The 13,058-nt window shown below is 65.2% G+C and carries 12 protein-coding genes; 10 read left to right on the forward strand and 2 right to left on the reverse strand.

What is annotated here, in order from left to right; genetic code table 11:
* Nucleotides 1–648: 648 nt before the first annotated feature.
* On the reverse strand, nt 649–2,262 hold the full coding sequence (locus tag BVH06_RS12380; RefSeq protein ID WP_083652009.1) for a murein L,D-transpeptidase: 1,614 nt from the start codon (nt 2,260–2,262) through the stop codon (nt 649–651).
* Nucleotides 2,263–2,414: 152 nt separating this feature from the next.
* Between BVH06_RS12380 and BVH06_RS12385 the strand changes: the two genes are divergently transcribed.
* From BVH06_RS12385 to BVH06_RS12425, 9 genes are all read left to right on the forward strand, one after another.
* The gene (locus tag BVH06_RS12385) at nt 2,415–3,128 is read left to right on the forward strand and encodes a murein L,D-transpeptidase catalytic domain family protein (protein ID WP_075928928.1); all 714 of its coding nucleotides are present in this window, start codon (nt 2,415–2,417) and stop codon (nt 3,126–3,128) included.
* Nucleotides 3,129–3,346: 218 nt separating this feature from the next.
* Entirely contained in the window at nt 3,347–3,937 is a 591-nt protein-coding gene (locus BVH06_RS12390) for an amino acid synthesis family protein (protein ID WP_075928929.1), read from the forward strand.
* Nucleotides 3,938–3,950: 13 nt separating this feature from the next.
* Nucleotides 3,951–4,784 (forward strand): alpha/beta fold hydrolase, encoded by an 834-nt coding sequence (locus BVH06_RS12395; RefSeq protein ID WP_075934260.1) that lies wholly within the window; start codon nt 3,951–3,953, stop codon nt 4,782–4,784.
* Entirely contained in the window at nt 4,781–6,262 is a 1,482-nt protein-coding gene (locus BVH06_RS12400; protein WP_075934261.1) for an aldehyde dehydrogenase, read from the forward strand. The genes BVH06_RS12395 and BVH06_RS12400 overlap by 4 nt, the downstream gene beginning before the upstream one ends.
* 20 nt (nt 6,263–6,282) lie before the next feature.
* On the forward strand, nt 6,283–6,768 hold the full coding sequence (locus tag BVH06_RS12405) for a flavin reductase family protein (RefSeq protein ID WP_075928932.1): 486 nt from the start codon (nt 6,283–6,285) through the stop codon (nt 6,766–6,768).
* 108 nt (nt 6,769–6,876) lie between these two features.
* The gene (locus BVH06_RS12410; protein WP_075934262.1) at nt 6,877–8,328 is read left to right on the forward strand and encodes an NAD-dependent succinate-semialdehyde dehydrogenase; all 1,452 of its coding nucleotides are present in this window, start codon (nt 6,877–6,879) and stop codon (nt 8,326–8,328) included.
* 469 nt (nt 8,329–8,797) lie between these two features.
* Nucleotides 8,798–9,196 carry a carboxymuconolactone decarboxylase family protein gene (locus tag BVH06_RS12415; RefSeq protein WP_075928934.1) on the forward strand — a complete coding sequence of 133 codons (399 nt, stop codon included), beginning with the start codon at nt 8,798–8,800 and terminating at the stop codon, nt 9,194–9,196.
* 53 nt (nt 9,197–9,249) lie between these two features.
* Nucleotides 9,250–9,999 (forward strand): GntR family transcriptional regulator, encoded by a 750-nt coding sequence (locus BVH06_RS12420; protein WP_075928935.1) that lies wholly within the window; start codon nt 9,250–9,252, stop codon nt 9,997–9,999.
* A 5-nt stretch (nt 10,000–10,004) separates the two neighbouring features.
* Nucleotides 10,005–10,568 (forward strand): NUDIX hydrolase, encoded by a 564-nt coding sequence (locus BVH06_RS12425; RefSeq protein ID WP_075934263.1) that lies wholly within the window; start codon nt 10,005–10,007, stop codon nt 10,566–10,568.
* A 437-nt stretch (nt 10,569–11,005) separates the two neighbouring features.
* Here the strand turns inward: BVH06_RS12425 and BVH06_RS12430 are convergent, their stop codons facing one another.
* A complete protein-coding gene (locus BVH06_RS12430) occupies nt 11,006–11,974 on the reverse strand; it encodes a DMT family transporter (RefSeq protein ID WP_075934264.1) in 969 nt (322 codons plus the stop codon).
* 102 nt (nt 11,975–12,076) lie between these two features.
* Between BVH06_RS12430 and BVH06_RS12435 the strand changes: the two genes are divergently transcribed.
* Nucleotides 12,077–12,970, forward strand: coding sequence for a LysR family transcriptional regulator (locus BVH06_RS12435; protein ID WP_075934265.1), 894 nt, complete (start codon nt 12,077–12,079; stop codon nt 12,968–12,970).
* Nucleotides 12,971–13,058 lie beyond the last annotated feature (88 nt).

Consider the following 13,058-nt stretch of genomic DNA (forward strand, 5'->3'; position numbering starts at 1 on the left):
CGAAGGATTCCTTATCGGCGTTTGCGGTGAGTATGGGGTGGGGGAATTCTCCCACTGTCTGGCTTGTCGCTTGCAGAAGCCGCGCATGTCCCTCCACCCCCGACAGGTTCCTAGCCTAGAACATACAAGCCGCGACCTCGCGGCGAATAGCACTCACGACGCCGCTTTTACGGGATGGCCACGATCGCTTCGCCCCGGGCCGGGGCTCCTACGGGTGTAATGACTTCTCCCGATCCTGTGGCCGCGACCTCGCGGCGAATAGCACTCACGACGCCGCTTTTACGGGATGGCCACGATCGCTTCGCCCCGGGTCGGGGCTCCTACGGGTGTAATGACTTCTCCCGATCCTGTGGGAGCCGTGACCTCACGGCGAATGGCACTCACGACGCCGCTTTTACGGAATGGCCACGATCGCTTCGCCCCGGGTCGGGGCTCCTACGGGTGTAATGACTTCTCCCGATCCTGTGGGAGCCGCGACCTCGCGGCGAATAGCACTCACGACGCCGCTTTTGCGGGATGGCCACGATCGCGTCTCCCCGGGTCGGGGCTCCTACGGATTTGACGATCGCCCGCGACCCCGTGGGAGCGCGCCATGCGCGCGAAAAATCGCGGGTCCGGCGCACGCCCACAAATCCTGCTGCTCCGACTTCAAATCCGGTTCGACGCCTCCAGCGCCTTCAGCAGACGCGCGTCGTGGCCGTAGATATCCGGGCGGAACTGCACCTGCCCGTCCGCGCCGACCTGGGCCGTCCAGTAGGCCATCAGGATTGGCACCGGTTGCGGCAGGTCGGCGCGCAAGGTGCGGCCGCTGTCCCACTGTTTGACGATGCGCGCGCGCTCGGCTGGCGAGGCGCCAGCGAGCAACTGATCGACCAGTTCGGTAACCCGCTCGATGCGCACGCAGCCCGAACTGAACAGCCGCGGCAGGTTGTCGAACAGGCGCTGGCTCGGCGTGTCGTGCAGGTACACCGAAAACGGATTGGGGAAGCGAATCGCCACCTTGCCCAGCGGGCTGTGTGCACCCGCCGACTGGCGCACCATCACCCGGCCGGGGCGCTCCCAGTCGACGCCACGCGGGTCTACCGGATTGCCTTCGTAGTCGATCACCTGCATGTGGTTGGCGGCCAGGTAGCCGGCCGCGTCACGGCGCAACTCGGGTAGCTTGTCTTCCTTCAGGATGGTCGGCGGAATGGTCCAGGTCGGGTTGAGCGTCAGGTGAGTGATGCGCGAGCGCAGCAGCGGCGTCGGCCGCGCCGGGCGACCGACCTGGGTGCGCGCCTGCCAGGTGACGGCGTGGTCACGCAGGAACATCACCTCGGCGCCCGCCACGTCGATCAGCACGCTGGTCGGCTCGATCTCGTGGGACAGCCAGCGCAGGCGCTCCAGGTTGATGCGAATCTGGTCCATACGCTCGCTGGCGGAACGGTTCAGCTCGGCCAGGGTGCCGGGGCCGACCACGCCATCGGGCTTGAGCAGATGGTTGCGCTGGAAGGCCTTGACCGCCTCGACCAACGCCGTGGAGTACACCGACGTTTCCTCGGCGACCAGAGCCGGCGCGCCCTGGGACAGATCACCGTGCAGCTGCAGCCGCTGCTCCAGCAAGGGCACTCGGCCATCCACGGCGCCCGGCTTGAGCAGCGTGCCACCGGGAATCGCCAGCCACTGCGGTAATTGCTCGCGACGCAACTCGGCGTAGCGCTGACGCAATTGCTGGTAGGGGCCGAAATCCGGTCGCGCCTGGGCGAAAGCCCGTGCCGGGTCGGCCAGCCCCGCCTGGGCGATGGCCAGCAGCGGCGCCTGGCTCTGCTGCACCGCCATGCTCTCGGGCTCCCACAAGGGCTCGACCTTGGCCTGCTCGAGGCGCCCGTAGGTCAGATCCCGCAGGGCCTGCAGATACGCCGTGGTGGCGAGCACGTCGACACAGGCTTCGAGGCGCGGCGACGGATCGCTGACCGCCGCCAGTTCGCGCAGTGGCTCCAGATGGTAGGCGCGCGGCTCCAGGCCATCGTCGGCCAAGGCCTCCAACTGGGCGAACAGTACGGCCAGGTTTTCCTTGTTCCAAGCTGCTTGCGAGCCGCGCAGCAGATAGAACGGCTCCAGCCATTCACGATCCTTGGCGGAGAGCTCAAGCACGGGCGTTACGCAGCTCAGACCGGGCTCGGCGAGCTGCTCCTGCAACGGGCTGGGCGGCGGGGTTTCAGCCAGCGCCAGGGGTGCCGTCAGGGCCAGCGCCCAGGCAGCGGTTGAAGAGGGAGAAAACAAGGCACCGCTCCAATTTACGACAGAGTGAATGACAGCCCGTCGGAATCGTCCGCGGGAAAAGGGAACTCGGCTGCTAGAATTCCGAGCTTTGTTGTGCCCGTATCGCCTGGCGAAGGCGCGCCCCATCGAAGGCCAAAGCTCAGAGACTTGAAATGATGACCACGATTCAGCGCATTTGCTTAGCCTTTATTTGCCTGGCGTTGCCCGTTCCGTCCGTAATCGCCGCCACCCTGGCGCCGGATCCGCTGCTCGAGGGGCTGTCCGCACAAGCACCAGCGCTCGATCGCCAGGTCCTCAATCACGCCCTCGACGCGATGCGCTGCGCCATCAACAATGGTGCCGTACCTGCCCAACGCCTGGCCGTGATCGACTTCTCCAAACCCTCCAGTGATCGCCGCCTGTGGATCTTCGACCTCACCAAGAAGCGCTTGCTGCTGCACGATCTGGTCGCCCACGGCCAGCAATCCGGCGACAACTTCGCCACGCGCTTCTCCAACCGTGAAGGCAGCCATCAATCGAGCATCGGCCTGTTTCGCACCAGCGAAAGCTACACCGGCAAGCACGGCTACTCGCTGCGCATGGACGGCCTGGAACCCGGCTTCAACGACCTGGCACGCCAGCGCGCCATCGTCATCCACCCCGCCGACTATGTGAACCCGGCCTGGATCAAGACCCAGGGCCGCATCGGCCGTAGCCAGGGCTGCCCGGCGGTGCGCCCGGAAGTTGCACGCATGGTGGTGGACAGCCTCAAGGGCGGCCAATTCATGTTTTCGTACTACCCCGACAAGCGCTGGCTGAAGGGCTCGGCGTTCATCAACTGCAAGCCTGCACTGGTCGCGGGCATCCTCAGCGCCAGGGAAGGCTGAGCCTTTCACCCCGCCTTTTGGCGATCGCACCTCGATAGCGTGCTGCGCTCCGGCAGCGCCAGCGCCCCATTGCGGCGACTCCAAATCATCTTTTCAGCACCACTGGCGCGCTCTCCGACTACCGCCAAGGCACCGTCACGCCTGGGATTCGGCAATGCTTGCATATTGTGTAATCTGGTATACCATAATACTCAACACCAACCAGCCGAGGAGCTGCCATGAGTTTCGAGATTCGCAAGATCGTCAGCTACACAGAGGAAACCCTGATCGAAGGTGGCAAGGCAACCGACAAGCCGGTCACCATGGTCGGCCTGGCCGTCGTGATCAAGAACCCGTGGGTTGGCAATGGCTTCGTCGAAGACCTCAAGCCGCAGATCAAGGCAAATTGCTCCGCCCTTGGTGAGCTGATGGTCGCGCGCCTGACCGCTGCCATCGGCGGCGCCGAGAAGATCGAAGCCTACGGCAAGGCCGCCGTGGTCGGCGCCGACGGTGAAATCGAGCATGCCTCAGCCGTCATCCACACCCTGCGCTTCGGCAACCACTACCGCGAGGCGGTAAAGGCCAAGAGCTACCTGTCGTTCACCAACAAGCGTGGCGGCCCGGGCACCTCGATCCAGATCCCGATGATGCACAAGGACGACGAAGGCCTGCGCTCGCACTACATCACCCTGGAGATGCAGATCGAAGACGCCCCGCGCGCCGACGAGATCGTCGTGGTGCTGGGCGCCGCTGACGGTGGTCGCCTGCATCCGCGCATCGGCAACCGCTACATCGATCTGGAAGAACTGGCAGCCGAGAAGGCGCAGTAATCGGGAGCAGGCCATGATTCGGCACCTCGCTGAACGTACCCCCGCCGGCACCAGTTACCGGGTGATCGGCCAGGGCCAACCCGTGGTACTGATCCACGGCGTGGGCCTGAACAAAGACATGTGGGGCGGCCAGGTCGTTGGCCTGGCACAGCATTTCCAGGTCATCGTCTACGACATGCTCGGCCACGGCGACAGCCCGCGCCCGTCGGTAGACACCGACCTGGCCGGTTACGCCGACCAGTTGCGTGAACTGCTCGACCACCTCGGCCTGCCGCAGGCCATGGTGATCGGCTTCTCGATGGGCGGCCTGGTAGCTCGAGCCTTCGCGCTGCACCATCCGCAGCGCATCGGCGCCCTGGTGGTGCTCAACAGCGTGTTCAACCGCAGCCCGGAGCAGCGCGCCGGCGTCATCGCGCGCACCGCCCAGGCCGCCGAACATGGCCCGGATGCCAACGCCGAAGCGGCGCTATCGCGTTGGTTCAGCCGTGAGTACCAGGCCGCCAACCCGGCGCAGATCGCCGCCATTCGCCAGACCCTGGCGGGCAACGATGCCCAGGGTTACCTGACCACCTACACGCTGTTCGCCACCCAGGACATGTACCGCGCCGACGACCTGGCCGAGATCCAGGTACCGACGCTGATCGCCACCGGCGAGCTCGACCCGGGCTCCACGCCGCAGATGGCCGAACAGCTGGCGCAGTGCATTCCCGGCGCGCGCGCCGTGGTGCTGGCCGAGCAACGGCATATGATGCCGGTGGAATCGCCGCGCCTGGTCAACCAGATGCTGCTGGAATTCCTCGAAGAAGCCTGCCAGTTGCAAGACACCGCCAAGGGGATCGTCGCATGACACTCACACGCTATCAGATGTGCATTGACGGCCAGTGGGTCGACGCGCAATCGGGCAAGACCTTCGAGAGCCTCGACCCGGCCCGCGCCCAGGCCTGGGCCGTACTGCCCGACGCCGCCGGCGAAGACGTCGAGCGCGCCGTGCAGGCCGCTCAGGCAGCCTTCGAAAACCCGGCCTGGCGTGGCCTCAGTGCCACCGCCCGAGGCAAGCTGCTGCGCCGCCTCGGTGACCTGATCGCCGAAAACAAGGAAGCCCTGGCCCAGCTGGAAAGCCGCGACAACGGCAAGCTGATCCGCGAAACCCGCGGCCAGGTCGGCTACCTGCCGGAGTTCTTCCACTACACCGCGGGCCTGGCCGACAAGCTCGAAGGCGGCACCCTGCCCCTCGATAAACCGGACATGTTCGCCTATACCACCCACGAGCCGATTGGCGTGGTGGCCGGGATCATCCCCTGGAACAGCCCGCTGTACCTGACCGCGATCAAGCTCGCCCCGGCCCTGGCCGCCGGCAACACCATCGTGCTTAAGCCCTCGGAACATGCCTCGGCGACCATTCTCGAACTGGCCCGCCTGGCCCTCGAAGCCGGCTTCCCGGCCGGGGTGGTCAACGTGGTCACCGGCTACGGGCCAACCACCGGCGCGGCGCTGACCAGCCACCCGCTGGTGCGCAAGATCGCCTTCACCGGCGGCGCCGCCACTGCCCGCCACGTGGTGCGCGCCAGTGCCGAGAACTTCGCCAAGCTGTCGCTGGAGCTGGGCGGCAAGTCGCCGAACATCATCTTCGCCGATGCCGACCTGGACAGCGCCATCAACGGCGTGGTCGCCGGCATCTACGCCGCCTCCGGGCAGAGCTGCGTGGCCGGCTCGCGCCTGCTGGTGCAGGACAGCATCTACGACGAGTTCGTCGAGCGCCTGGTCGAGCGCGCCAAGCGCATCCGCATCGGCAACCCCCAGGACGACGCCAGCGAAATGGGCCCCATGGCCACCGCCCAGCAACTGGCGGTGGTCGAAGGCCTGGTCGCCACAGCCGTGGCCGAAGGTGCGAAACTGCGCCTGGGTGGCAAACGTCCGCAGGTCGACGGTGAAGGCTGGTACTACGAGCCGACCCTGTTCGAATGCAACAGCCACTCGATGACCATCATGCAGGAAGAGGTCTTCGGCCCGGTCGCCTCGGTGATTCGTTTCAAGGACGAAGCCGACGCCCTGGCCATGGCCAACGACTCGCAGTTCGGCCTTGCCGCCGGCATCTGGACCCGCGACCTGGGTCGCGCCCATCGCATGGCCAAAGGCGTGCGCTCGGGCATCATCTGGGTCAACACCTACCGCGCCGTATCGGCCATGGCACCGATCGGCGGTTTCAAGAACAGCGGCTACGGCCGTGAAAGCGGCATCGATTCGGTGCTGGCCTACACCGAGCTGAAAACGGTGTGGATCAACCTGTCGCAAGCGCCAATGCCCGACCCGTTCGTGATGCGCTGAGCGCATCGAGGAAAAGCAAAATGATCGAACCCGGACTCTACAAATCCGTCATGGCCGCCTTCCCTTCGGGCGTGACCATCGTCACCACCCAGGGCCCCGATGGCGGCATCGTCGGCATCACCGCCAGCGCCTTCAGCGCGCTGTCCATCGACCCGGCGCTGGTACTGTTCTGCCCCAACTACGCCTCCGATTCCTACCCGGTGCTACGCGACAGCAAGCGTTTCGCCATCCATCTGCTGTCCGCCGAGCAGCAGAAGGAAGCCTACGCCTTCGCCGGCAAGGGCAAGGACAAGGCCGCCGGTATCGAGTGGACGCTCAGCGAGCTGGGCAACCCGCTGCTGAACAACGCCGCAGCGATCATCGAGTGTGAGCTGTGGCGCGAGTATGACGGTGGCGACCACGCGATCATGGTCGGTGCGGTGAAGAACCTGATCCTGCCCGAGGACGCCCCGGTGCCGATGATCTACCACCGCGGCAAGCTCGGCGCCCTGCCGGCATTTGCCTGAGCTGCTGACCATCGGCCTGCCACAGGCTGATGGCCAACACGCTGCACATCCTTTCTTTGGCCGTGCTCACTCACCCTCGAGCACGGCCTGTTTTATTCTGGAGCCGCCATGACGCCCGAAGCCTCGCGCCTGTTCCGCCAGCACGCCTACCTCGACGGCCAGTGGCTGGCCGCCGATCAAGGCAACACCCAAGCCATCTTCAACCCCGCCAATGGCGAAGAGATCGGCCGGGTACCCGACATGGGCAGCGCCGAAACCCGCCGTGCCATCGTCGCCGCCAACGCCGCCTGGCCAGCCTGGCGGGCACGCACCGCCAAGGAACGCAGCGCCATCCTCAAGCGCTGGCACGCCCTGATGCTGGAAAACGCCGACGCGCTGGCCGAGATTCTCACCCTCGAGCAGGGCAAGCCGTTGGCCGAGGCCCGTGGCGAGATTCTCTACGCCGCCAGCTTCATCGAGTGGTTCGCCGAGGAAGCCAAGCGCATATACGGTGACACCATTCCCAGCCACAAGCCCGATGCGCGCATCGTGGTGACCAAGGAGCCGATCGGCGTGGTCGCCGCGATCACGCCGTGGAATTTCCCGGCGGCGATGATCACCCGCAAGGTCGGCCCGGCCCTGGCCGCCGGCTGCCCGTGCATCGTCAAGCCGGCGCCGGAAACGCCGTTCTCGGCCCTGGCGCTGGCCGCCCTGGCCGAAGAAGCCGGGCTGCCCGCCGGCCTGCTCAACGTGATCACCGGTGATGCGGTGGCCATCGGCAACGAACTGTGCGCCAGTGCCGACGTGCGCAAGCTGTCGTTCACCGGCTCCACGCCGATCGGCAAGCTGCTGATGCAGCAGTGCGCCAGCACCTTGAAAAAGGTCTCTCTGGAACTGGGTGGCAACGCGCCGTTCATCGTCTTCGATGACGCCGACCTGGAGCGCGCCGTCGACGGTGCCATGCTCGCCAAGTACCGCAATGCCGGGCAGACCTGCGTGTGCGTGAACCGCTTCCTGGTACAGGACGGCATCCACGATGCCTTCGTCGCCCGCCTGGCCGAGCGCGTAGCCGAGCTGAAGGTCGCCGATGGCTTTACCGATGGCGCCCAGCAAGGCCCGCTGATCAACGACCGGGCTGTGGACAAGGTCGCCGATCACGTCGCCGATGCCCTGGGCAAAGGCGCCCGGCTGGTCTGCGGCGGCGAGCGCCACGCCCTCGGCCACGGCTTCTACCAGCCCACCGTACTGAGTGAGGTGACCATCGAGATGAAGGTCGCCCGCGACGAAACCTTCGGCCCGCTGGCCGCGGTGTTCCGCTTCAGCGACGAGGCCCAGGCGATCAGCATGGCCAACGACACCGAATTCGGCCTGGCCGCCTACTGCTATACCCGCGACCTGGGTCGCGCCTGGCGGATGAGCGAGGCGCTGGAATATGGCATGGTCGGCATCAACGAAGGGCTGATCTCTACGGAAGTGGCGCCCTTCGGCGGCATCAAGTCCTCCGGCCTGGGCCGCGAGGGTTCGCACTACGGCATCGACGATTACCTGGAAATCAAATACACCCTGATGGGTGGGTTGTAAGCAGGCAACTATGTGGCGGGCGCGGCCAATCGGCCGCTTTGGCTTTTTGGTGCTCCTCATGCCACAAAGTAAGCAGGCGACACCAATTGCCCCTTCAGAAGGCCGAGCGGAATCGTTGTGGAGAGGGTTGAGCGACATGGATGTCGCGAGAGCCGCGATGGGCCAAGGATGGCCCTTCGCGGCGGGCCCTCGGAACAATGATGAAGCGAGGGAACCCCAGCGAAGCTGGGGCCGTATGTCGGGGCTAGACCTTTTGGTTTCTTTTGGGGCGATGCCAAAAGAAACCCGCTCGACAGAGCGGAACCGAACGTATGAACAACGCAATAACGCTGGCAAACCACAGCTCACGCATGGCATGTAGAACGTAAAGAACTCGGGGCTAAAGCGGATCGCCGCCCGGCCCCTCCTCCATTCTCCGACCGCCTCTGCCTTCCAACAGCCTCACCGCCAGCCAACCGGGAGAACCGACATGAACAACGACAAGTACGAAAAGGGCCTGAAGATTCGCACCCAGGTGCTGGGCGAGGCCTACGTGAAGCGCTCGGTGGAGAACGCCGACGACTTCAACCGCCCGCTACAGGAGCTGGTCACCGAATACTGCTGGGGACACGTGTGGGGCCGGGAAGGCTTATCGATGCAGGAACGCAGCATGATAAACTTGGCCATGATTTCCGCGCTCAATCGCCCGCACGAACTGAAGCTGCACATTCGCGGCGCCCTGCGTAACGGCCTCAGCCGTGAGCAGATCCGCGAGATCCTGCTTCAGGTCGGTATCTACTGTGGCGTGCCTGCCGCGGTCGACAGCTTCCGCATCGCCCGCGAAGCCTTCGCCGAAGCGGATGCCGAGCAGCAGCAACCCGAGGCATAACCGGCCAAGGCAATGCGATGAGTGCGCCCATACCTATAACGCGAGCACTAACCATGAAACGCCAGCCGATCGACGACAGCTTCAAGGTCAACCGCAATCCCGTGACCCTGCGGGAAATCGTTCTGGACAAGCTGCGCAGCGCCATCATGAACTTCCAGTTGCTGCCCGGCGATCGCCTGGTGGAGCGCGACCTCTGCGATCGCCTGGGCGTCAGCCGCACCTCGGTACGCGAGGCGCTGCGCCACCTGGAATCCGAAGGCCTGGTCGAATTTGCCGACGCCAAGGGCCCGCGCGTGGCGATCATCACCCTGGAAGATGCCTGCGACCTCTACGAGCTGCGCTGCGCCCTGGAAGGCATGATCGTCCAGCTGTTTACCCTGCGTGCCCGCGCCAAGGACATCCGCGCCCTGGAACGCGCCCTGGAGAACAACCGCCAGACCCTGGAGAAAGGCGAACTGCCGGACGTGCTGGAGTCGGTGCAGGAGTTCTACGACGTGCTGCTCGAAGGCTGCGGCAACGAGGCAGCGGCCACCCAGCTGCGCCAGTTGCAGGCACGCATCAGCTACCTGCGCGCCACCTCGGTGTCGCAGAGCAACCGCCGCAGCACCAGCAACCAGGAAATGGAGCGCATGGTCGAGGCGATCAAGAGCGGCGACCCGATCGCCGCCCACCAAGCCTCGGTGGATCACGTGCGCGCCGCGGCCAAAGTCGCCCTGGAATACCTCGAAGCCAAGCAGGAAGGTGCCAAGGCCCGTGACATCGTCGCGCCCATCGGCCTCAAAGACCCGCGTATCGGAAGCTGACCACCATGCCCAGCCCGCGCTTCTGTAATCAATGCGGCAGCGCGACGCTGGAACGGCGTCGCCCGACAGGCGACGACCACCACCGCCTGGTGTGCGCCGCCTGCGGGCACATCCACTACGAAAACCCGAAGATCATCACCGGCTGCATCATCGAGCAGGATGGCCGCTACCTGCTGTGCCAGCGCGCCATCGCCCCGCGCATCGGCACCTGGACGCTGCCGGCCGGCTTCATGGAAAACGGCGAGACCACCGAAGAGGCCGCCCTGCGCGAAGTGCGCGAGGAAGCCGGCGTGGTGGCGGAAATCACCTGCCCCTATTCGGTGTTCAGCGTGCCCTCGATCAGCGAGGTGTACCTGATCTTCCGCGCCCGTCTGCTGCACGACACCGGCTACTTCGGCAGCGAAACCTCGGCCCGCCGCTTCTTCGCCCCCGAGGACATCCCCTGGGAGCAGATCTACTACCCGGCCATCCGGCAGATCCTGGAACGCTACATCGCCGAGCGCGAGGCGGGCATCTACGGCATCTACATGGGCAGCGACGATACCGGCAAGGTGCATTTCATCCGCTAGCGCGTTGTAGCGCTAAGTGGCGGGAGCGGCCGTTCGGCTGCTTTGCTTTTTGGTGCTCCTCATGCCACAAAATTTGCAGGCGACACCAATCGCCCCTTCAGGAGGCCGAGCGGAATCGTTGTGGAGAGGGTTGAGCGGCATGGATGCCGCGAGAGCCGCGATGGGCCAGGGATGGCCCTTCGCGGCGTGCCCTCGGAGCAATGATGGAGTGAGGGAACCCCAGCGAAGCTGGGGCCGCATGTCGGGGCTAGACCTTTTGGTTTCTTTTGGGGCGATGCCAAAAGAAACCCGCTCGTCAGAGCGGAACCGGACGTATGAGCAACGCGATAATGCTAACAAGCCACAGCTTACGCACGGCGTATGAAACTTAAAAAGCTCGGGGCTAAAGCCCTTCCTACGCGTTATACGAACGGCCGCTTCTGCCTTGCTGCAGCCGCTCAACTCACCGAACTCGGCTTGCTCCCCGCAACCTCGGCAACCACGGCCTTCTTCGCCGCGCGCGGCTTGAGCTGCCAGATACCGAACATCACCAGCGCCAGCCCGGCCATCTGGTACGGCGAGATGGCTTCGCCGAGCAGCGCCCAGGCGGCAAAAATGGTCAGCACCGGGCCGAGGTTGCCGACGGCGGCGGTGTGGGTGGTGCCGATGCGCTGGATCGCCAGGGCCATCCAGTACACCGGCAGCACGGTGGAAATCAGCGCCATCAGCGCCGCGCAGAGCCATACCTGGGCCGGTTGCGCGAGCAGGCTGCCGGCCGGTTCGGTCGCGACGAAATGTGCCAGCACCATCAGCGACGACGCACTGCCGGCCAGGCCGGCCAGGCGCATCGAGCCCAGACGTTTCACCATCACCCCGGTGCCCAGGTAGTACAACGCGTAAGTCACGGCGCTGGCGAATACCCAGAGCGAGCCGATGATCACCTGGCTGCCCATATCGGTGGCCCCGATATCGTGTATCAGCGCCACCCCCAAGCCAAGATAGCAAACTGCCATCGCCAGCAACGTGCGACGGCTGGGGCGTTCGCGGAAGGCGATCATCTGGAACACCAGCACCAGGGTTGGGTAGGTGAACAGGATCAAGCGCTCCAACCCTGCGGTGATGTATTGCAGCCCGTAGAAATCGAACAGGCTCGACAGGTAATAGCCAAACAGCGCCAGCACCACGACACGGGCGCCGTCGCCGGGCGAGAAGCGACCGCCAGTGCCGCCGCGGCTCAACCAGACCAGCCACAGGAACAACGGCAGGGCGAGGGTCATGCGCATCGCCAGCAGGGTAATCGCCTCCACGGGTGCGGCGGCATAGGCCAGCTTGACGAAGATCGCCTTCATGCTGAAACCGGCAGCGGAAAGGATGGCGAACAGGCTGCCGTTACTGGCGCAGCGCTGAAAAAACGAGGAAGGGCTCATGACGATCGGTATCCGGTGCAGGGAACAGTTATTCTGATCCGAATGGCGCCAGCCAAGAATCGGTATTTCCGTAAGACTGCCTTCTGTTTTGGAGAACCCTCGGTGCATTTCGATCTCGTGGATGTGCGACTACTCGTCGCCATCGCCTCGACCGGCAGCCTCAGCAAGGCCGCGGCTACTTTTCCGGTAGCGGTGTCGGCGGCCAGCACTCGGCTACGACAGTTCGAGGAGCGCTGCCAGGTCAGCCTGTTCGCCCGCCATGCCAACGGCATGACGCCGACCCCGGCAGGGCGTCTGGTGCTCGAAGCCTGCCAGCGCATCCTCAACGAAACCCAGCGGCTTGACGACAACCTGCAGGCATTGTCCGGTCAGCAGCGGGTGGTGCTCAAGCTGTGCGCCTCGACGGTGGCCAACAGCACCTTCCTGCCAGCGGCGCTCGGTCCCTTCCTGGCCGATTACCCGGAAGTGGATCTGCAACTGACCGAAGGCACCAGCCGCTCCATCCTGCGCGGCGTGCAGGCCGGTGAATTCGATCTGGGCGTCTACGACGGCAACCAGCCAACTGGCGGCTTACTGTCATTGCCGTTTCGCGACGACCGCCTGGTGCTGTTGGTGCCCCATGGCCATGAACTGGCCGGCCGTCGGCTGGGGCTGGCGGAGGCGCTGGGCTTTCCCTATATCGGCCTGCCGGGCGAGCGGGCAATGCAGCGCTTCATCGAGGACAAGGCCATCGCTGCCGGTATCGCCCTGCGGGTGCGAGTTCGGGCGCCGAGCTTCGATGCCATCGCTCAGTTGGTCGCTCAAGGTGCAGGCCTGGCCATGTTGCCCGAGGCCGCCGCCTCACGGCTGGCCCAGGAACTGCCGCTGACCCTGGTCGACATCGCCGATAGCTGGGCCAGCCGCGAATTGCGCCTGTGCATCAGGGACTGGCAGAGCCTGCCGTCCCACGCCCGCCAATTGGTGAGCCACCTTTCAGGCGTCGCCCACCCCGGCTGAACGGCCGGAACACGGGGCCGACAACGGCCTCCAGTACAGCCCGAAACGCACCGTCTGCCGAAAAGCACTTGCGAGCGAAGCGTTCTGG

This window comes from Pseudomonas sp. PA27(2017) (assembly GCF_001945445.1).
Classification (GTDB): Bacteria; Pseudomonadota; Gammaproteobacteria; order Pseudomonadales; family Pseudomonadaceae; genus Aquipseudomonas.

Coding starts and splice junctions, on each gene's coding strand:
- BVH06_RS12385 (WP_075928928.1), top strand. CDS start 2,415: ATGATGACCACGATTCAGCGCATTTGCTTAGCCTTTATTTGCCTGGCG.
- BVH06_RS12390 (WP_075928929.1), top strand. CDS start 3,347: ATGAGTTTCGAGATTCGCAAGATCGTCAGCTACACAGAGGAAACCCTG.
- BVH06_RS12395 (WP_075934260.1), top strand. CDS start 3,951: ATGATTCGGCACCTCGCTGAACGTACCCCCGCCGGCACCAGTTACCGG.
- BVH06_RS12400 (WP_075934261.1), top strand. CDS start 4,781: ATGACACTCACACGCTATCAGATGTGCATTGACGGCCAGTGGGTCGAC.
- BVH06_RS12405 (WP_075928932.1), top strand. CDS start 6,283: ATGATCGAACCCGGACTCTACAAATCCGTCATGGCCGCCTTCCCTTCG.
- BVH06_RS12410 (WP_075934262.1), top strand. CDS start 6,877: ATGACGCCCGAAGCCTCGCGCCTGTTCCGCCAGCACGCCTACCTCGAC.
- BVH06_RS12415 (WP_075928934.1), top strand. CDS start 8,798: ATGAACAACGACAAGTACGAAAAGGGCCTGAAGATTCGCACCCAGGTG.
- BVH06_RS12420 (WP_075928935.1), top strand. CDS start 9,250: ATGAAACGCCAGCCGATCGACGACAGCTTCAAGGTCAACCGCAATCCC.
- BVH06_RS12425 (WP_075934263.1), top strand. CDS start 10,005: ATGCCCAGCCCGCGCTTCTGTAATCAATGCGGCAGCGCGACGCTGGAA.
- BVH06_RS12430 (WP_075934264.1), bottom strand. CDS start 11,974: ATGAGCCCTTCCTCGTTTTTTCAGCGCTGCGCCAGTAACGGCAGCCTG.